The sequence below is a fragment of the Streptomyces sp. NPDC102270 genome (genome assembly GCF_044766405.1).
GTDB lineage: Bacteria > Actinomycetota > Actinomycetes > Streptomycetales > Streptomycetaceae > Streptomyces.
This window is the reverse complement of the sequence record NZ_JBIWLX010000008.1, coordinates 77,296-94,471: the sequence shown is the minus strand read 5'-3', so window position 1 is coordinate 94,471 and position 17,176 is coordinate 77,296. Positions and strand designations below refer to the sequence as shown.

At 69.3% G+C, this 17,176-nt stretch carries 15 protein-coding genes and 2 pseudogenes; 3 read left to right on the top strand and 14 right to left on the bottom strand.

The features are described from left to right. Nucleotides 1-4 precede the first annotated feature (4 nt). From ACIRP7_RS17805 to ACIRP7_RS17770, 8 genes are all read right to left on the bottom strand, one after another. A complete protein-coding gene (locus ACIRP7_RS17805; RefSeq protein WP_403659819.1) occupies nt 5-823 on the bottom strand; it encodes a MarR family transcriptional regulator in 819 nt (272 codons plus the stop codon). 154 nt (nt 824-977) lie between these two features. After that, nucleotides 978-2,321, bottom strand: coding sequence for an AI-2E family transporter (locus ACIRP7_RS17800; protein WP_403659816.1), 1,344 nt, complete (start codon nt 2,319-2,321; stop codon nt 978-980). A gap of 126 nt (nt 2,322-2,447) precedes the next feature. Beyond that, nucleotides 2,448-3,134, bottom strand: coding sequence for a transglycosylase SLT domain-containing protein (locus ACIRP7_RS17795; protein WP_403659813.1), 687 nt, complete (start codon nt 3,132-3,134; stop codon nt 2,448-2,450). Between the two features lie 408 nt (nt 3,135-3,542). Next, nucleotides 3,543-4,868 (bottom strand): PhoH family protein, encoded by a 1,326-nt coding sequence (locus ACIRP7_RS17790; protein ID WP_403659810.1) that lies wholly within the window; start codon nt 4,866-4,868, stop codon nt 3,543-3,545. A gap of 325 nt (nt 4,869-5,193) precedes the next feature. Continuing rightward, nucleotides 5,194-5,967 carry an isoprenyl transferase gene (locus tag ACIRP7_RS17785; protein WP_403659807.1) on the bottom strand — a complete coding sequence of 258 codons (774 nt, stop codon included), beginning with the start codon at nt 5,965-5,967 and terminating at the stop codon, nt 5,194-5,196. 712 nt (nt 5,968-6,679) lie between these two features. Next, nucleotides 6,680-7,468 (bottom strand): methyltransferase domain-containing protein, encoded by a 789-nt coding sequence (locus tag ACIRP7_RS17780; RefSeq protein WP_403659805.1) that lies wholly within the window; start codon nt 7,466-7,468, stop codon nt 6,680-6,682. Between the two features lie 80 nt (nt 7,469-7,548). Beyond that, nucleotides 7,549-8,421: an LLM class flavin-dependent oxidoreductase gene (locus tag ACIRP7_RS17775; protein ID WP_403659802.1), complete on the bottom strand. Its 873-nt coding sequence runs from the start codon at nt 8,419-8,421 to the stop codon at nt 7,549-7,551. 40 nt (nt 8,422-8,461) lie between these two features. After that, complete coding sequence (locus ACIRP7_RS17770; protein ID WP_403659799.1) at nt 8,462-9,043, bottom strand: dihydrofolate reductase family protein; 582 nt, start codon at nt 9,041-9,043, stop codon at nt 8,462-8,464. Nucleotides 9,044-9,109: 66 nt separating this feature from the next. On the opposite strand from ACIRP7_RS17770, the gene ACIRP7_RS17765 reads away from it, so the two are divergent. Beyond that, a complete protein-coding gene (locus ACIRP7_RS17765) occupies nt 9,110-9,472 on the top strand; it encodes a DUF192 domain-containing protein (protein WP_403659796.1) in 363 nt (120 codons plus the stop codon). Between the two features lie 107 nt (nt 9,473-9,579). On the opposite strand, the gene ACIRP7_RS17760 is transcribed toward ACIRP7_RS17765, so the two are convergent. The 3 genes from ACIRP7_RS17760 to ACIRP7_RS17750 are packed head-to-tail and all read right to left on the bottom strand — an operon-like array spanning nt 9,580 to nt 13,159. Next, complete coding sequence (locus ACIRP7_RS17760) at nt 9,580-10,572, bottom strand: type VII secretion system-associated protein (protein ID WP_403659793.1); 993 nt, start codon at nt 10,570-10,572, stop codon at nt 9,580-9,582. A gap of 53 nt (nt 10,573-10,625) precedes the next feature. After that, nucleotides 10,626-12,632 (bottom strand): putative T7SS-secreted protein, encoded by a 2,007-nt coding sequence (locus ACIRP7_RS17755; RefSeq protein ID WP_403659790.1) that lies wholly within the window; start codon nt 12,630-12,632, stop codon nt 10,626-10,628. Beyond that, entirely contained in the window at nt 12,632-13,159 is a 528-nt protein-coding gene (locus ACIRP7_RS17750) for a hypothetical protein (RefSeq protein ID WP_403659787.1), read from the bottom strand. The genes ACIRP7_RS17755 and ACIRP7_RS17750 overlap by 1 nt, the downstream gene beginning before the upstream one ends. Between ACIRP7_RS17750 and ACIRP7_RS17745 the strand changes: the two are divergent. Then, nucleotides 13,131-13,328: pseudogene (locus tag ACIRP7_RS17745) on the top strand (ATP-binding protein); the annotation flags it as partial. The gene ACIRP7_RS17750 and the pseudogene ACIRP7_RS17745 sit on opposite strands and share 29 nt — an antisense overlap. A gap of 136 nt (nt 13,329-13,464) precedes the next feature. Here ACIRP7_RS17745 and ACIRP7_RS17740 read toward each other — a convergent pair. From ACIRP7_RS17740 to ACIRP7_RS17730, 3 genes are all read right to left on the bottom strand, one after another. Beyond that, nucleotides 13,465-14,037, bottom strand: coding sequence for a hypothetical protein (locus ACIRP7_RS17740; protein WP_403659784.1), 573 nt, complete (start codon nt 14,035-14,037; stop codon nt 13,465-13,467). Continuing rightward, nucleotides 14,030-16,276, bottom strand: coding sequence for a hypothetical protein (locus ACIRP7_RS17735; protein WP_403659781.1), 2,247 nt, complete (start codon nt 16,274-16,276; stop codon nt 14,030-14,032). Before ACIRP7_RS17735 ends, ACIRP7_RS17740 begins: the two co-directional genes overlap by 8 nt. A gap of 73 nt (nt 16,277-16,349) precedes the next feature. Then, entirely contained in the window at nt 16,350-16,688 is a 339-nt protein-coding gene (locus tag ACIRP7_RS17730; protein ID WP_403659778.1) for a hypothetical protein, read from the bottom strand. A gap of 162 nt (nt 16,689-16,850) precedes the next feature. On the opposite strand from ACIRP7_RS17730, the pseudogene ACIRP7_RS17725 reads away from it, so the two are divergent. After that, nucleotides 16,851-17,159: pseudogene (locus ACIRP7_RS17725) on the top strand (cytochrome P450); the annotation flags it as partial. Nucleotides 17,160-17,176: the final 17 nt, after the last annotated feature.

Genomic DNA, 17,176 nt, shown 5'->3' with positions numbered 1-17,176 from the left:
TTTTTCATGTGGACGTCCCGTTTCTGAGCCGGAAGAAACCGCCGGGTTTTCGGCGGGGCAGATCGGTTCTCGCCGGGGCCGGAGGCCGCTCCTCGGGCGGGGGCCTGCGGGGCCTCAGTTCGTCGCCCTCGGGGAGGGAACGGACCGCGACGGGCGCGGGCGGTCCCGCACACACCAGGAGCCCTTCGTCGAGCATGCGGGCGATCTCGACCGTCACGGTGTAGACCCCGCGCCCGACCCGGAAGGCGAGGTCGCGGGCCGTACTGCGGCCGTCGGCCTGCGTGAGCAGCTCGCGCCGCAGGGCCCCGGCCGCGCTGCCCGTGCCGGAGCGCACGGGACGCTCCCGGTCGGGGTGCACGGGGTGCGGCAGGGCGGCGAGGGCGGCGAGTCTACGGACCGCGTCCTGGAGCAGCCTGAGGGGCGGCTCACCCAGGGGGACCTGCGCGAACGGCTCCGCGGTGGGGAGGCGTTCGCACTCCTCCACCCGGCCCGCGGCCATCGCGAACGCGGCGTCGTGCAGGGCCAGCGAGCACACCACCCGCAGCTGCGCGGCCCCCGCGTAGCCATGCGCGATGAGCGCGGTGGCCGGCCAGCGCGAGCCGTCGGACTCCCGCACCAGCTGGGCCCACTCCTCGCCGCTGACCCGCCCGGAGCGCAGCAGCAGCGCCTCCGGGCCCGGGGCGCCGGGAGACTCCGCGGCGACCACCCGGCCGTCCCCGAAGTGGAAGGTGCCACCGGGCGTGCCGGTGATCCGCAGCTCTCCGGTGAAGCCGTCACGGCCGCACGCGGCCAGGGCCTGTGCCAGGTGTTCGTGCCCCGACATCACACCCCCCGCCATTTCGCACACACGCCTGACGCGTAGCGCTGAGGAGGGAAGGTGTATCAGTCCGGGCGCATATTCCGAGGGCGGGTTTCCTACCTGTCCCTAGTTGACGGAAGTTGAGTTCCCGGGCTGTTCAAAACACTGTGTTCGGCGCTCAATTGACCGAATCAAGGGCAGGTTTTTCAGGTTCCGGAGGCGGTTCCGCCTGACCTTCCTCCGCTGTGACGACCTCGTCCTCGGCCTCGGGCGGCGCCGACTGTTCCTCGGCGTACGCCTTGAGGTAGCTCACCACCGTGTTCGTCACCGCCACCAGCGGTACGGCCACCACCGCGCCGCCGATGCCGGCCACCATGCCGCCGGTCGCGACCGTGAGGACGACCGCGAGCGGGTGGACGCGCACCGCGCGGCCCAGGATGAACGGCTGGAGGATGTGGCCCTCGATCTGCTGGACGGCGAGGACCACCGCGAGGGTCATCACCGCCGTGAACACGCCCTGGGTGACCAGCGCGACGAGGACCGCCAGCGCGCCGGAGGCGACCGCGCCGACCAGCGGGATGAAGGAGAACAGGAAGATGAAGACGGCCAGCGGGACGGCCATGGGGACGTCGAGGAAGTAGATCCCGATGCCGATGAAGACGGCGTCGATGAGGGCCACCAGGACCGTGCCGCGGACGTAGGCGGTCAGGGTGCGCCAGGCGCGCGGGCCCGCGCCGGCCACGGCGGGACGGGCGGCCGCGGGGACCAGCTTCAGCGTCCACTCCCAGATGCGCCGGCCGTCGTAGAGCAGGAAGAGGGTGGAGAAGAAGGTCAGCAGGATGCCGGTGAGGGCCTCCACGACGACCTGGACGCCCTCCAGGCCCGCCGACGTGATCTGGTCGGTGTTGGCGCCGACCGCCTCCCGCAGGTTCTTGGCGATCTGGTTGATCTGCTTGTCGGTGACGTGGAAGGGGCTCTTCAGGAGCCAGTTGCGCAGATCGTCGATGCCGCTCTGGATCTGGTTGGAGAGGTCGTCGATGTTCTCCATGACCTGCCAGGTCACGAACCAGCCCATCAGCCCTATCACGACGAAGCCGAGGATGGCGGCGAGCGCCGTGGCGGGGCCGCGCGGAACGCCGTGCCGCATGAGGCGGGCCACCGTCGGCTGGAGCAGCGCGGTGATGAGCAGGGCGACGACGAAGGCGAAGACGACGAGCTGTACGGAGCTGATGACCCGCATCAGCACCCAGACGGTGCCCGCAAGGATCAGGAGCCGCCAGCCGGCCTCGGCGGCGACCCGTACGCCCCACGGCACGGCCTGCGCCGGGTCGGGGCGGGGGACCAGCACGACGGGCGGGCGGGAGGCGGTCCTCACCGGTTTCCCCGGCTTGTGCCGGGGCTGCTCGGACGAGTCGGCCTCGGCCTCCTCACGGGCCACCTCGGCGCGGCGCTCGTCCAGCCGCTCTCCCACATCGGTCAGTCGGGCACCGAGCCGACCGATCCACCCTGGCACTCGCGACATGATCCGTCCTCTTCCCCCGTCTCTCCCCACCACTCCCCCCTGGAGCCGTCCGGTCCGACCGTACAGGGCAAAAGCCCCTCCCCCTAGGACGGGGAGGGGCTTCGCGAGGTTGAGTGCCGGGCGCGCTCAGTACCAGTGGTTGGCCTGCCAGAACGACCAGGCCTCACAGGGGCTGCCGTACCGGCTGTCCATGTAGTTGAGGCCCCACTTGATCTGGGTGGCCGGGTTGGTCTGCCAGTCGGAGCCGACCGACGACATCTTGGAGCCCGGCAGGGCCTGGAAGAGACCGTAGGCACCGGAGGAGGCGTTGACGGCCCGGTAGTTCCAGCTGGACTCGTGGTCCACGATGTTGCTGAAGCACTGGAACTGCCCGCTCGGCACCATCGAGGCAGCCATCGCCTGGATCTGGCCGACGGTGTACGAGCTCTGCACGGGGAAGCTGGAGGAGCTCCTGCTGGCCTTCTCCTTGGCCTCGGCGCGCTCCTTGGCTTCCTTGGCCGCCTTCTCGGCGGCCTCCTTCTTCTCGATCGCGGACTTGGCGGCGGCCTTGCGCGCCGACTCCTCCGCGACCTTCTTGGCGCTCGCGTCCGCGGCGATGGCCTGTGTGTCGGCCTGCTGCGTGAGGGACACGGTCTGCACCTGAGCCTGCTCACCCGCGGGGATGTCCGCCAGGAGCGTCGTCGTGTCGGCTGCCATCGCCTCGGCGTCGTTCGGCTGCGCGACACTGCCGGAGGCAACTCCGACAACGCTTCCGACAGCGGTGACCGCGGTGGCTGAGGCCACTGCGAATCCCCGGACCGAAATCGGGCTCACACGGTTTTCCTTCCAGCATCGCCCGCTTCGGTGACCCTGGCGGACGCAATCGTGCCCCTAGACACTGGCCTCCCAACTGCGGGGTCACGGGAGGCACGGGCCCGGTGGGCAACTCCCTCACGGGGAGCGCCGCATGGTGCGCGGGCGGCATACGACGACGCTGTGGAGTTGGTGGTGTTGCTGTGGTGCCGTACCGCTGGGGGTACAGATGTGTCGTATGCGGGGCCTGACAGGAGTGAGACTCTGCCGTAACCGGACGCCGGGTGGCAATTCTGAGTTGCGTGTGAAAGCTCACATCCCGTTTGGCCCCAGGGATTTCGAGAAACGGCGACACACGAAGGCGCCGCCCGGCTAGGCTCTTGGCCTTTCCGGACGGCGCCAACTGGCCCCGCTTTTCCCCTGGTTCTGTCAGATCTGGCCGTCTTCCAGCATTTCGGTCACAAGCGCCGCGATCTGGGACCTCTCGGACCTCGTCAGCGTGACGTGGGCGAAGAGCGGGTGTCCCTTCAGCTTCTCCACCACGGCGACCACACCGTCGTAGCGACCGACCCGCAGATTGTCCCGCTGGGCCACGTCATGGGTCAGAACGACCCGTGAATTCGCGCCGATTCGGGACAGAACGGTGAGAAGCACATTCCGTTCCAGCGACTGTGCCTCGTCCACGATCACGAACGCGTCGTGGAGCGAGCGGCCGCGGATGTGAGTGAGCGGCAGGACCTCGAGCATGCCGCGCGCGGTGACCTCCTCGATGACCTCGCGGCTGGTGACCGCGGACAGCGTGTCGAAGACCGCCTGCGCCCAGGGGCCCATCTTCTCGGCCTCGGAGCCCGGCAGATAGCCGAGTTCCTGCCCGCCGACCGCGTAGAGCGGACGGAAGACCATGACCTTCTTGTGCTGGCGGCGCTCCAGGACCGCCTCCAGACCCGCGCACAGCGCGAGCGCCGACTTTCCGGTGCCGGCCCGGCCGCCCATGGACACGATCCCGATGTCCGGGTCGAGCAGGATGTCCAGCGCGATGCGCTGCTCCGCGCTCCTCCCCTTGATGCCGAACGCCTCCCGGTCGCCGCGCACCAGACGGACGTTTCCCTCGGGCGAGACCCGGCCGAGGGCCTTGCCGCGCTCCGAGTGGATCGTCAGCCCGGTGTGGACGGGGATGTCGGCGGCCTCGGGAACGTAGACGTGCCCCTCCTCGAAGAGGATGTCGACCTGTTCGCCGGGCAGCGTCAGCTCGGACATCCCGGTCCAGCCGGAGGAGCCCGTGATGGCGAGTTCGGCGCGGTACTCCTCGGCCAGCAGACCGACCGAGGACGCCTTGATCCTGAGCGGGAGGTCCTTCGACACGACGGTGACGTCGAACCCCTCGGCCTGCAGATTCCGGGCGACAGCGAGGATGCGGGAGTCGTTGTCCCCCAGTCGGTAGCCGCTGGGCAGCACGCTGGGGTCCGAGTGGTTGAGCTCGACACGGACGGTTCCGCCGAGGTCCCCGATCGGGATGGGGGCGTCCAGACGACCGTGCCGGACCCGGAAGTCGTCGAGCAGGCGCAGGGCCTGCCGGGCGAAGTATCCGAGTTCGGGATGGTGCCTCTTGGCCTCCAGTTCCGTCACCACGACGATGGGGAGCACGACCTCGTGCTCGTCGAAGCGGCTCAGGGCGTTGGGGTCCGACAGCAGAACACTGGTGTCGAGGACATAAGTGCGCCGGTCTGGCTTGTGGCGCTTTGTGCTGGTCACCACGGAAGGACGTACCCCCTCGGATGAGGTCGGGGAGCGACGGAGTGGAGCTGGACCGGTCGACGGCCCGTTTGCACGGGCCGGGAACCGGCCCTCCACTGCTTCTTCCGTGCTGAGACCGCACGGTCGAGCTGGTGCAAAGGGCCTCCCGGGCGGACGGCCCCGTGCCGCCCGCTGAGATCCGACACCCGTGGTTCGGGCATCGACCTGACTGGGTTATGCCCTCGAACATGCGCTGCCATGCCAGTACGGACGACGGCACGCTGGTGAACTCCGTGTTACTTCCGTCCCAAACGGGGTAGACGGGCGCTTTTCTGTGGGGTGCCTGTCAGCCGCCGTAGCGGCGGTGGCGTGCCGCGTAGTCGCGCAGCGCGCGCAGGAAGTCGACCTTGCGGAAGGCCGGCCAGAAGACCTCGCAGAAGTAGTACTCCGAATGGGCGGTCTGCCACAGCATGAATCCGGACAGCCGCTGCTCGCCGCTGGTGCGGATCACGAGGTCGGGGTCGGGCTGGTCGCCGGTGTAGAGATGACGGCCGATCATGTCGATGTCGACGGCCTCGGCGAGCTCCTCCATCGAGGTGCCCTTGTCGTGCGCGTCCAGCAGCATCGACCGTACGGCGTCGGCGATCTCCTGGCGGCCGCCGTAGCCGATGGCGACGTTGACCAGTATTCCGTCGACGCGGGCGGTGGACTCCTCCGCCTCCTTGAGCGCCGTCTGCATCGGGGAGGGCAGCAGGTCGGGGGTGCCGACGTGGTGGACGCGCCAGCGGCCGTCGGCGGCGAGGGTGCGCACGACGTCCTCGATGATGCCGAGGAGGGGGCCGAGCTCCTCCGGCGGGCGGTTGAAGTTGTCCGTCGACAGCAGCCAGAGGGTGACGACCTCGACGTCCGTCTCGGAGCACCAGCCGAGGAACTCCTCGATCTTCTCCGCGCCGGCGCGGTGGCCGTCGACGGGGGTGGAACCGGCTGCCTTGGCCCAGCGCCGACTGCCGTCCACGATGACACCGATGTGCTTGGGCACCTGGGCGTGGTCCAGGTGGCCTTCCACCCGGCGTGCGTAGAGCCTGACCAGCAGGCCACGCAGCTTGTCGCGCAGGTTCACGTGAAAGTCAGCCCCTCTGAGATGGCGGTCCCCGCGGCTAGAGCCTACCGGTGGCTTCCGGTTGCCAACTGCACGGGGCCTTCTGGTGCGTGGGCGGTGGCGGGCCGTCGGGGACCGGTCGCGCCCGTGCCGCGAGGCCCCTGTCGGTGCGGGCGCCGCGCCTTGGCGGGTACCCCGGCCGCCCGACTCATGCGCGTCTCGCGGGCATCTCTCGCGCGTCTCCCGACCGTCCCCCGCGCACAAAAAACGGGCCGGTCCGTGGGGGGGAGACGGACCGGCCCGAGGGGGGGTTTCCACCATAACCCTTCGTGAGGGATGGTGTGTGCATCGGCGTGCCACAACTACTCTCCGGAGTCGGACGGCGACGGCGCGGTGGTGGGTCGAAGCCCTGTTCATGGGGGTTTCGTGGCCGAATCGCGGCGGAATCATGGGGGCGTGGGGCATCGCCCGCGTGGGTGACTCCGGGTCGGAACGTTTCTTTGACGCCGGGAAGCGGGCACGGCACCGCGCAGCCCCCTCCTCTGCGCGGTGCCACCGCGCAGCTTTGCTGACGCGAATTGCCTCGTCTTGAATTTACGTCAGCCACGGCCCGGACGCGAGCCGCCTGGGATAACGATGTGGAAACCTCGTGAAGACCATGGATATGCGGGACAGATCGGCCAAGGATGCACACATTGTCCGCTTTGCGGGGCCTGTTGCGGGCGGGGGTGTCTCAGCCGAGCGGTTTGCGAGCCTCGATGAGGTGGCGGCTGCTGTGGGCCACGAAGGGGCCCTCGGTCTCGATCCGCTCGTGCAGGGACCGCAGTAGGGGCTCGTACCGCGCCACGGTGAAACCGGGGACCATCCACACCACCTTGCGCAGGAAGTGGACGACGGCGGCGATGTCGTGGAACTCGATCCGCAGCCGCTCGGCGCGCAGGTCGACGATCTCCAGTCCGGCGGCCTCGGCGGCGGCGCGTTCGCGGTCGGGGTGGCGGTCCGAGCTCTGTGCCGCGGGCTGCGGGCCGAGGAAGTGCTCGACGAGCTCGAAGACGCTGCGCGGGCCGACGTGCTGGGCGAAGTACGTGCCGCCGGGCTGCAGTACGCGCGCGATCTCCGCCCACTGGGGGTTGACCGGGTGCCGGCTGCTGACCAGGTCGAAGGCGGCGTCGGCGAAGGGCAGCGGCGCGTCCTCCGGTACGGCGACGACCACGACGCCGCGCGGGCGCAGCAGGGCGGTGGCCTTGGCGGCGTTCGGGGGCCAGCCCTCGGTGGCCGCGGCGAGGACGGGTGACCTGACGCCCTGTCCGAGGGCGAAGTCCATGACCTCGCCGCCGCCCGTCTGGATGTCCAGCGAGGCGGCGGCTCCGGCCAGCCGTCCGGCCAGTGAGCGCGCGTACCCCCACGAGGGCCGCGCCTCGGTGGCCCGCCCCTCGAACCAGGAGAAGTCCCAGCCCTCGGTGGGCACGGCGGCGCCCTCGGCGACGAGGTCCTCGAATGTACGGGTGGGGTGGGAGGTCATGGCAGTGATCGTCGCAGGGGGGTGCGGGCGGGCGCCGCTCATTTTTCGGCGCTCGTTCGGCCGGTGCGACCAGGTGGGAGTCAGGACACCAGCGGCCGGACTTCGCGCGCGGCGAACCGTACGAAGCCCTCCGGGTCGGGTTCGTCGGCCGTCGGCTGGAGGACGACCGTGTCGGCGCCGCCGTCGGCGAGCCGCTGGACGGCCTTGGCGACGGCGTCCGCGTCCCCGGCGACACCGAGGTCGGGGACGTCGGCGACGCCCTCGTCGATGAGTTCGGCGCGCAGCCGGGCGGCCGCGCCGGGTCCGGTGGCGGTGAGGAGATAGACGACGACCCGGTGCGGATCCGTCCGCCCCGCCTTCTCCCGTCCCTCGTCGATGAGCCGCCGGGCCCGGCGGACCCCCTCGGGCGGGGTGGCGGCGGTGAGTACCGTGCCGTCGGCGGCCTCGCCCGCGAGCCGCAGGGTGCGCGGGCCGGTGGCCCCGGTGAGCACCTCGACGGGGCCGTCGGGCGGCCAGTCGAGGGCGACGTCGTCCAGCGAGACGTACCGCCCCCGCGTGGTGACGCGCTCCCCCGCCAACAGGGCCCGCAGCGCGAGGAGATGCTCGCGCAACAGGGTGAGCGGCGACTCCGCCCGCGCTCCCACCTGCCCCATCCAGTCCTGCACACCGTGGCCGACGCCGAGGACCGCGCGTCCCGGAAACATCCGGTGCAGCGTGGCCGCCTCCATCGCGGTGATGGCGACGTTCCGCAGGGGCACGGGGAGCAGCCCGACGCCGATCCGTACCCGCTCGGTCCAGGCGAGGGCGGCAGCGGCGGAGGAGATCCCGCCCTCCCGGAAGCAGTCCTCCCACAGCCAGAGCTCTTCGAGCCCCGTCTCGTCGGCGAGCCGGGCGAGGGCCCGCAGCCGCTCGGGAGGGAGTTGGGGACGGAACACAGCGCCGAGTCCGGTCATGCCGCCTTCCTACCCACCGCATCGGGAATGGACAACTCCTTCACGGGGCCGTGCCGTTCTCGTGTTCCGGCTCGTACCGCAGCAGTACGACGCCGTTGCCGAAGGTGTGCGACTCGACGAGCCGGAGGGAGGTCAGCGTGTCGGCGTCCGGGAAGAGGGGCTTGCCCCGGCCGATGAGGACGGGGTGGACGTAGATCCGCAGCTCGTCGACGAGGCCGTACCGCAGAAAGGTCTCCGCCACGCCGGCCCCGCCCAGGGAGAGATCACCGCCTGGCTGCTCCTTCAGCGCCCGGACCTCCTCCGGTACGACCTCGCGGACGAGGGTGGAGTTCCAGTCGACGTGCGTGAGGGTCCGGGAGTAGACGACCTTGGGGAGGTCCCGCCAGATCGGGGCGAACTCCCTGACGGATGCGGGGGCTTCGGGGTCGGCGTCGGCGGTGGGCCAGTAGTCGGCCATGAGCTCGTAGACGACCCGGCCGTGGAGCAGCCCGCCCATTCCGGCGACCGTGGCGTTCATGTGCGCGTGCAACTCGTCGTCGACCCTGTGCCAGCTGATGTCGCGGTCGGGGCCCTCGATGTAGCCGTCGAGGGACATGGACATCATCAGGACGATTTTCCGCATCGGACACCTGACCTGGGAACGCGGTGGAGGATGGGCTGCCACGGTACAGCTGGGAGGTGCTCGGGGATGGGACGCTGGCGGGACGGGCGAGGCAGCCTGGTGGTGCACGGAGAGCGAGCCGGATTCTCCGTACCGCTGGAGATCGCGACCTCCTACCGGGCCCGCACCCGGGGGCTGCTCGGACGGGACTCCGTGGACGGCGCGCTCCTGCTCTCCCCCGCGGGCAGCGTGCACACCTTTGGGATGCGGATGCCCATCGATGTCGCCTACCTCGACCGCGGCCTCCGGGTCATCGCCGTACGGACCATGCAGCCCGGACGACTCGGTCTGCCGCGGCTGCGGTCACGGCATGTGCTGGAGGCGGGGGCGGGGGTGATGGAGGGGTGGGGGGTGCGGGTGGGGGTGCGGGTGGAGGTCGTTGGGGGGTAGGGGGTTGGGTCGTCGGGGGTAGGGGGTTGAGTCGTCGGGGGGTAGGGCGGAGGGAGAGACCGGGGGCGGAGAGCGCATCCCCGGCTCGGTTAGCGCTCCTGGGCGGGTCAGCCGAAGGCGCTCACGGCGAGGTCGGAGGACGGGATCGAGATGTTGGGGCGAGAGCCGGGGTTGATCGCCACGGTGCAACCGAACAGGCCCTTGGCGAGTTCGCCCCCGTTCATCGCCCGCACCTGGCGACCGTCGTCCGGAACGTACTGGGTGCTGGTGTAGACGTCCAGGAAGCGCTCGCCGTCACCGCCCTGACGGAAGCGGAGTTGCTTTCCGGCCTCGTCGACGCAGACCAACAGGGTGCCCTCGCGGAAGGCGTCGAGGAGGGCTTCGGGGGTGCCGCGGCGTGAGTCCAGGGCCTGGAGCGTACGCTCCACCTCGTTCTCCGGCGGACGGTACCGCAGCGCGGTGAGGGTCGGGGCGTAAGTGGGGTTGAAGTGGAACTCGCCGATCTCGCCGTTCTCGTCGATGGGCCAGCCGCCGAGCATCCTCTCTTCCGGGACCTCGCCGTGCGGGTCGTATGCCGGATCGATGGCGAAGACCGCCTTGCCGGGCTGACGCCGTGCGATGTACCGCATGACCTCGGTCACTTCGGGGGCGAGCATCTGCGGACCGCGGAAGGGGATCACGGGATACACGTTGAGCTTCAGATCACGCGGACTCCGGTCCCACTCGCCGTCGCCGACGATCTCTTCTCTCAGGGCCGCCAGGCTGGGAGCTTCGCGCCACGGCCCGGGCACCACCCACCCCTGGTACGGAAGTCCGTCCCGTCGCGCCACCGCCACCATCTCGGCCAACGCCTCGGTGGGAGGCGTCCTCCGCACCCACGCGGACCGCATCAGGGGGAGCCAGAAGCCGGCGGAGTTACTGGCATCGGGCCCGAGCTCCGGGCGCACGACGTAGCCGAGGGCACCCTCCGCGTCCGACGCGTACACAGCCAGCAGAATCCCCGCCATGTTGGCCACCACGACATACTGCACGGGACCGTTCGCGTGGTGTGGATAGTCCTCCACCCCGCCTGTCAGCCGTACGCGCAGATCTTGCGACATCGCAGAAGAGGGCCTCTCGCCAAAATGGTCGTCCGGCCGCTGCTGCTCGCCCATCAGTGAATCTCTCCGTAGATCTGCCACTTGCCGTTGGCATCCTGGAACGCCTTGGTGATCGTGTATTCGCTGCCGCGGCCGAGCAGCAGCTCTCGCTCTCCGGCACCGTAGGCGCCCACCTTCTCCACCCACAGGCCGGGGGTTTCCGCGGGCACCCGCAGGTGGAGGACGGAGGCCCTGGATTCGGATACGGCTCCTCCCAGCGAGGTGGACATGTAGCCGTCATCGGTAAAGGTCTTACCGACCATCGTCAACGGGTCGTGCTCACCCATTTTCTCGAAGAAGTGTTCCAGGTTCGTGCTGCGGTCGACGACGACGTCCTCGGGCAGCGGATTGCCGGCGAGCGCCTTGTCCAGGTGCTCGATCTGCTGGTGTACCTCCGGGGTGTCGTAGTACTTCTCGCCCCGCAGGAACCCGTTGACGCGCAGATGTCCGGTCTCCGTGTAGCTCTTCACCGTCTCCTTCACGTCGTTCGGCAGGCCCTCCGCGTACTCGTTCCAGTGCTTGGCGCCGTACTGCATCGCGCCCTCACTGTTTCTGAACGTGACCGCGCCTTCGGAGATCTCCGCCATCGCCGATTGGTGCTTGGCGAAGTCCGTGAGGCCGTCCTGCCCCGGGAGAGCGCTTTGGGCATCGGCCTCCGCAGCCGGTGAACCGCCCGCCGAGTCGGCGGTGTTCGCCCACTTGTCCCTGGCAACGTCCTTGACGGCATCCGCCGTGGCGTCCGCGGTCTCCGGGCCCCGCTTGATGGCCCAGCCGTCCGGCAAGCCGTCCTTGGCCACGTTCCTCGCGGCAGAGTCCCCCGCGCTCTCGGCTGCCGTCCCGACCCCCTCGCGGGCGCCCCGCTCCACCCCCGTCTCCATGGCGTCCTTCACGCCCGCGGTGAATGTGCGGCGGGCGGTGCCCGCGCTCGCGCCCGCACCGCCGGTGAGCAGGTCGAGGCCGACGTCGAAAGTGAGGGTGCCGAACGCCTCGGACGGGTCCGTAGACCACCCTGAGCCGGCCATCGACTTGGCGGTCCGCACCGGGTGGTTGGCCGAGGTGAGCAGCCCCATACCGGTGATGGAGACGTTCCGCAGGTACTGCGAGGGGTGGGTGAGGTTGTACGGGTCCAGCGGGTTGACCGTCCGCATCATGCGGGTCAGCCCGATCCCGCCCTTGAGGAAGCCGCCGGCGAAGTGCTCCAGCTCCATGTTGGCGGCCATGGGGGCGTCCATCAGACCGGCCTTGAGCCTCGCCCAGGCACCGGGCTCGGCAGGGGCCGCCTCGAACGCCCCGGTCACCTTGGTCGCGGCGGTCTCGGCGGCGGAGTCCCGCGTGTGGCGGGCGTCCTTGAGGATCTCCCGGGCCGACTGCCGGTCAGCCTCTCCGGGGTCCACGAAGTCCCCCGGGTCGGTGGGGGTACGGTCGCCGGAGCCCGCCAGGGAGCGGACGCCCAGGGTTGACCGGTAGTCCCAGAGCTGCTGGTCGTACTTCTGCCGGGCCGCAGTGCTCTTCGCCTCCGCGGCCCGCCACTTCGCGATCGCCTCACCCGCCTGCCCGCGCGCCCAGGACACCGTGTGGGCGTACGACGCCAGCGCCTGCGCCGCGGCCGTACAGGCGTCGGCCGCGGTCAGCCACTTCTTGGGGTGAGTGGTGAAGGAGTCCCGGAAGGACTCGGCCGCGGTACCGGTCCAGTGGCCCGGGTCGAGCTTCCTCAGTGCCTGCCCGGTGCTCTCGAACGCGGCGGCGAAGGCCTTCAGATGCCGGACGGCCTCCTCGATGTCCCCGGTGGAGCCGTGGATCAGCTCGCCCGGCTCGTCGGTCTCGCCCAACTCCCGCTCGGGCACCGCGGCGCCGACCGCCCCGGTGAGGTATTCGGCGCCGTCGCGGACCTTCTCCCCGACGGACTGCATCCCGGCCACGTCCAGGCTGTCGCCCACCACGCCCGCGGTCGCGTTGACACCGTCGGAGATGCCCTGCTTGACGCCGTCGGCCAGGTCCCCCAACTCCCCAAGGACACCCATCAGTCGCCGTCCTCAGGCGTGACGGCGTCCACCGACTCCCGCACGAACTCTCCGCCGGCCCGCAGCTGCGTGCCGTACTGACCGCTGGTGGTCAGGTCCTCCTCGGTGGCCTGCCAGCTCTGCCCCATCTGGTGCAGGGACTCGGAGGCCGACTGCTGGGAGAGATCCGGCGTCCAACTTCCCTTTGCCGAGGCCCCGACCTGGTCCCACGACATGCGCTCCGCGTCCTCGCCGGAGACGGCCGGATCGCCGTAGGCGGCCACGACGTAGTCCTTGGTGACGCCGATCGCGTACTCCTCGGCCTCGTGGTAGTAACCGGCCGACAGATCGAGCTTCTCCGCGATCTCATTGCCCTCGTCGACCAGCGCCTTCACCCCCCACTCCCAACGCTCCGCGAAGGTGGCGAAGGCCTTGGCCAACCCGGTGTGTCCCATCTGCAGCTGCGTCAACTCCAAGCCGCAGAAGCCGCGCCCGACCGCGCCCCCGCCGACCATGCCGGGCGTCCTGAGGATCGGCGCTTGGGACACCGCCCCCGAACCACCCGAGCCACCGGGCGCATTGAACCTCTCCGAGGAAGCAGAAGAAGGGCGAGGGCTGGCGCTGGTACGGGCTTGCGCCGACCTGTGGGGATGGCAGCCACTGTCCAGACACGGCAACCGAGGCAAACTCGTGTGGTGTGAACTCGCCACGGCCTAGCAGTGCATACGGGACTTGGGCGCGGAGCCCGTCGGTGACCAAGTCGGTGGTGAAGAGCACCTTCTGACAAAGTGGGGTCCCCCGTCACGTGGATCTGGGCCCGAACGCCGCAGATCCACGTGCGCGAGTTCCCGAATCAGCAGCTGTTGGCCTTGGCCACGACCGGAACAAGCTTCCTCAGCAACTGTGTAAGCGCCTTTTCCGCCTTGGAGAGATCCTTGGGGTAGAAGGCAAGGATCTCCACGGAGAAACTGGTTCTGGGCAGACCGTCCGCATCAGGTGAGTACCCGGGGCACGCTGCCACCGCCACGGCACCACGGGAGTACAAGGCGATGTTGCCAGAGGCGTCGACGGTGACCTTCTTGTCCCCGTCCCCGTAGTCCGTGGCCCTCTTCTCGGCGATCTGGCGGGCAGTTGGTCTGTCCTGGTGGAAAAAGCTGCTGACGAGGAGTGTCTTGGCGTTGTCGACCGCATAGTCGCACCCCGAGGCGTACTTTCCGTTGTCGAGGGCGTCGCCGGTGTGCGTCAGCTTGCGCCCTGGTGGAAAGAGGGGCTCGACAGCATTCTTCCCGACGTGTGCTCCGCACAAAGTGTCAGGCACGGAGTACGCGACTTCGGGCTTCTCCTCACCAGAGCAGGCCGTGAGCAGAAGCGCGGTGACAGAAAGTACTGCGCAGCCCATACGGCGGCTGGAATAGCGGTCAGCCATGGTATTGGTCCCCCCATTCTGCGCCGGTGGCGTGGCTCTGGTCGACCTCTCGGCCGACAGCGTCCTGCAAGTCCTCGCTCCCTCCGGAACGGGCGATGTCAGCGCGGACCGCCTCCCGCAGCGCCGACTCACCGCTGGTGTAGCTTCTGCCCGCCTCGCTTTGAGCCTCACCGGTGGTGTCCTGGTACAGCCTCTTGGCCACGTTCTCCTGGATATCCTCGATCGCCCAGCCGGCGACGTCGCCGACGACGGGGACCTTGATGGCACCTGTGGCCAGGCCCAAGCCGCGACCGACCCACTTGTTGGCCGTGTCCACACCTTCGTTGTACTCGGCGTCCCCGTGAGCGTGGGTGTCATGAACGGCGTGCGCACGGGCAGCGCTCATGATGCCCGCGACCTCGGCCCCCGGGTGCGCGGCGGAGGAGACGCGCTGCGTGAGAGAGACGTCGCTGTCGTCCGGCCCCTTGATCTCCGCGTCGATGACCGCCGAGGTGTATGCCTGCTGGGAACCGGTGAGGGCGGCGTAGGCGTCGGGGTCCTGGCTGACCTGATAGAGGAACTCCTTGGTCACTTCGGGATCCAGATCAGCATTCGAACCTTGAACCGGCAGGCCCGTCTGGCCACTGATCGAGCGCTGGATGTCACCCATGTAGTCGGCGCCGATGTTGCCAAGGCTGTCAGTGGCAGCCGCGTAAGGGGCGGTTCCGTCGTCGCTGTTGAGGAGGCCGTCGGCATCAGGGCCACTGAATTTATTGATCACTTGGGAAGCTAGAGCCGCCTGGTCCGGACTGTGCGCGAGCGGGCCCGTGGAAGGGTCGGCACCGGCGGGACGGCCCGTGGTGGCTGCTTCGAGGGCGTGTCCCAAGGAGTCCGGGAAGTCGTTCATGGACTTCTGCGCGGCGTCCGGGTCGTGACCCGTGATGTCGGGGAAGGACTCGTAGTCTTTGTTGACCAGGTAGTCCAGGTAGCTGTTCGCGCCGTCGATGTTGGCGAGCTCGCCCTTGTGGGTGCCGTCCTCGGCGTACTTCTCCATGGGTGGGGTGAAGTAGTCGGTGGCCGCCTGTGGGCTGTGCCCCAACGCCTCCAGGACGCTGTTCATCGGGTCGTAGCCGGCGCCGTTCTTGCCCGAGGGGTTGAAGCCGTACTCCGGGTCTCCGAAGTCGGACTTCGTTCCGGCGAAGAAGTACGGGTTCTTGGCGTGGAGTTGGGTGACGTGTTCCGCGATCGGAGTGAGGAAGGAGGAGTCGTAGTTGCCGTAGCGGAGGATGCCGCCGAGGAGCTGGTAGCCGTAGGGGCCCTCGCGCATGCCGTCCGGGTACAGCGGGATGTGCTGGGTGCCGAGTTTGCGTAGTTCGGCGGTCCACTGCTCGTTCAGGTGCGGTTTGTTGGCCGGGTCGGTGGCGGTGGCCAGGTTGTTGCCCATGTTGCGCTGAAGCTGCTGGAGCAACGCCTTGCGCCCGTCACCCGCGTCGGCGGTCTGCAGGGCGAGCTGGCCGTAGAGCTGGAGGGTGCCCTTTTGGCCGAGCTGCTTGTAGAAGGTGGTGGAGAACTCCGCGTCGCCCTGGTTGGACTTCAGCAGGTGGTTGAGCTCGGTGAGCTCCTTGTCGGTGAGCTTGTCGCCCTTCTTCATCAGCTCGGCCGCGTGGGTGGCGTCGGCGGAGTCCAAGGACATGACGACCTTGGAGTTGAAGTTGTCCGTGTAGCCGCCCAGGTCGCGGCGCAGGGCCCAGCACGCCGTTTCGTCGGCGTCGGCGGCCTGTTGGAGGACGGCTTCGATGCGGCGGGCGAAGGCGTCGCAGGCCTGTTGCTGTTCGCGGATGAGGGCCTGGCCGTCGGGGTCGTGGTGGGCCCAGGTCTGCTGGTTGGCGTCGTTGCGTGGGGTGACGACGCCGGTGGCGCTGACGTGCAGCTCCTGCTTGGGGGCCTCTACCTCGGCGAGGTGGCTGAGGTCGTCCTTGGCCTTCTTCAAAGCGCCGTGGAGTGAGGCGAGGACACCGGCGATGCCCTCCGCCTCCTTCTGGGCGTCCTCGAACTCCTGGTGGGCGGCGCGGACATCGCTGTCCGCCTTGGCCGCCGTCAGAACGGGCTGGTGCCAGCCGGCCTGCTTGAAGGGCGCCGCGACCTCGTCGCCGTACGCGGTGTGCAGGCCCTTGAACTTGCTGGCCGTCTCCCGCCAGCGGTCGGCCGCCGCTTTGAGGTTGCCGAGGTTGAGGTGGTACAGCTGCTCGTACGTCGGCATGGCTGTGGTGGGTCCCCGTGGTGTGGTGATCGCAGATGGCGGTGGTGAGATCGCGTCAGCGTCAGCGTCAGCGTCAGCCGAACGGTGACGGCTTGCCGGACAGGGAGCGCATGGTCTGCGTGTTCGCCGTCTCGGTGCTCTGGTAGAGCAAGCCCGAGCCGCCGCACTGGCGGGAGAGGCCCTCGCACGTGGACGCGAGCGCCGAGACCTGGCTCGACCAGGTCTCCGCCAGGCCGCTGAGCGCTCCGCCGAGGCCGCCGTTCCAGTTGCCGCTGCCGAAGTCCTTTGATGCCGAGCGGGTCTCGTCCATCGGGTGGGCGCCGGCGGTTCGTGTCCGTCCCGCCATCTCCTGCGCGCCGGTGCCCGCGCGGTTCAGTGCCGCCGGATCCTCGATGTCCGTGCCGCCCGACATGCCGTATCCCCCGTTGTTCGCTGCCGCCCCTCGTCATCCGGGGCTTTCGATTTGTTACGCCAATCGATTAGCGCTGAGCGAGTAAAAAGTATCACCGTGGCGGGCCGCCTTTCGGGGCCTTCGGCTGGATTTCGACCCTGACGACACAGACAGGGAGGAGTCGTCGGCGGCCGGTCCATCCGCGCCGGTGAAGGCGTCATCATGCCGGGCGCCACCGGCAATTGGCAGGCCGACGTCTTCCCGGACCCCGAACGCCTCGACGTCCGTCGCGACGCCCGCCGCCACATGGCCTTCGGTTTCGGCATCCACCAGTGCCTGGGCCAGCCCCTGGCCCGCCTGGAACTCCAGGTCGTCTACCACACCGTCTTCCGCCGCATCCCCACCCTGCGCCGGGCCACCGACCCCGACAAGATCCCGTTCAAGGACGACGGCATCGTGTACGGCGTCTACGAGCTGCCGGTGACCTGGTAAAGAGACCTGTTCTCCGG

What these genes read in the sequence shown, in the direction of transcription:
- ACIRP7_RS17775 (WP_403659802.1), bottom strand. Translation starts at nt 8,421, where the DNA reads ATGACCGGACTCGGCGCTGTGTTCCGTCCCCAACTCCCTCCCGAGCGG.
- ACIRP7_RS17735 (WP_403659781.1), bottom strand. Translation starts at nt 16,276, where the DNA reads ATGCCGACGTACGAGCAGCTGTACCACCTCAACCTCGGCAACCTCAAA.
- ACIRP7_RS17755 (WP_403659790.1), bottom strand. Translation starts at nt 12,632, where the DNA reads ATGGGTGTCCTTGGGGAGTTGGGGGACCTGGCCGACGGCGTCAAGCAG.
- ACIRP7_RS17800 (WP_403659816.1), bottom strand. Translation starts at nt 2,321, where the DNA reads ATGTCGCGAGTGCCAGGGTGGATCGGTCGGCTCGGTGCCCGACTGACC.
- ACIRP7_RS17805 (WP_403659819.1), bottom strand. Translation starts at nt 823, where the DNA reads ATGTCGGGGCACGAACACCTGGCACAGGCCCTGGCCGCGTGCGGCCGT.
- ACIRP7_RS17770 (WP_403659799.1), bottom strand. Translation starts at nt 9,043, where the DNA reads ATGCGGAAAATCGTCCTGATGATGTCCATGTCCCTCGACGGCTACATC.
- ACIRP7_RS17740 (WP_403659784.1), bottom strand. Translation starts at nt 14,037, where the DNA reads ATGGCTGACCGCTATTCCAGCCGCCGTATGGGCTGCGCAGTACTTTCT.
- ACIRP7_RS17760 (WP_403659793.1), bottom strand. Translation starts at nt 10,572, where the DNA reads ATGTCGCAAGATCTGCGCGTACGGCTGACAGGCGGGGTGGAGGACTAT.
- ACIRP7_RS17730 (WP_403659778.1), bottom strand. Translation starts at nt 16,688, where the DNA reads ATGTCGGGCGGCACGGACATCGAGGATCCGGCGGCACTGAACCGCGCG.
- ACIRP7_RS17780 (WP_403659805.1), bottom strand. Translation starts at nt 7,468, where the DNA reads ATGACCTCCCACCCCACCCGTACATTCGAGGACCTCGTCGCCGAGGGC.
- ACIRP7_RS17765 (WP_403659796.1), top strand. Translation starts at nt 9,110, where the DNA reads ATGGGACGCTGGCGGGACGGGCGAGGCAGCCTGGTGGTGCACGGAGAG.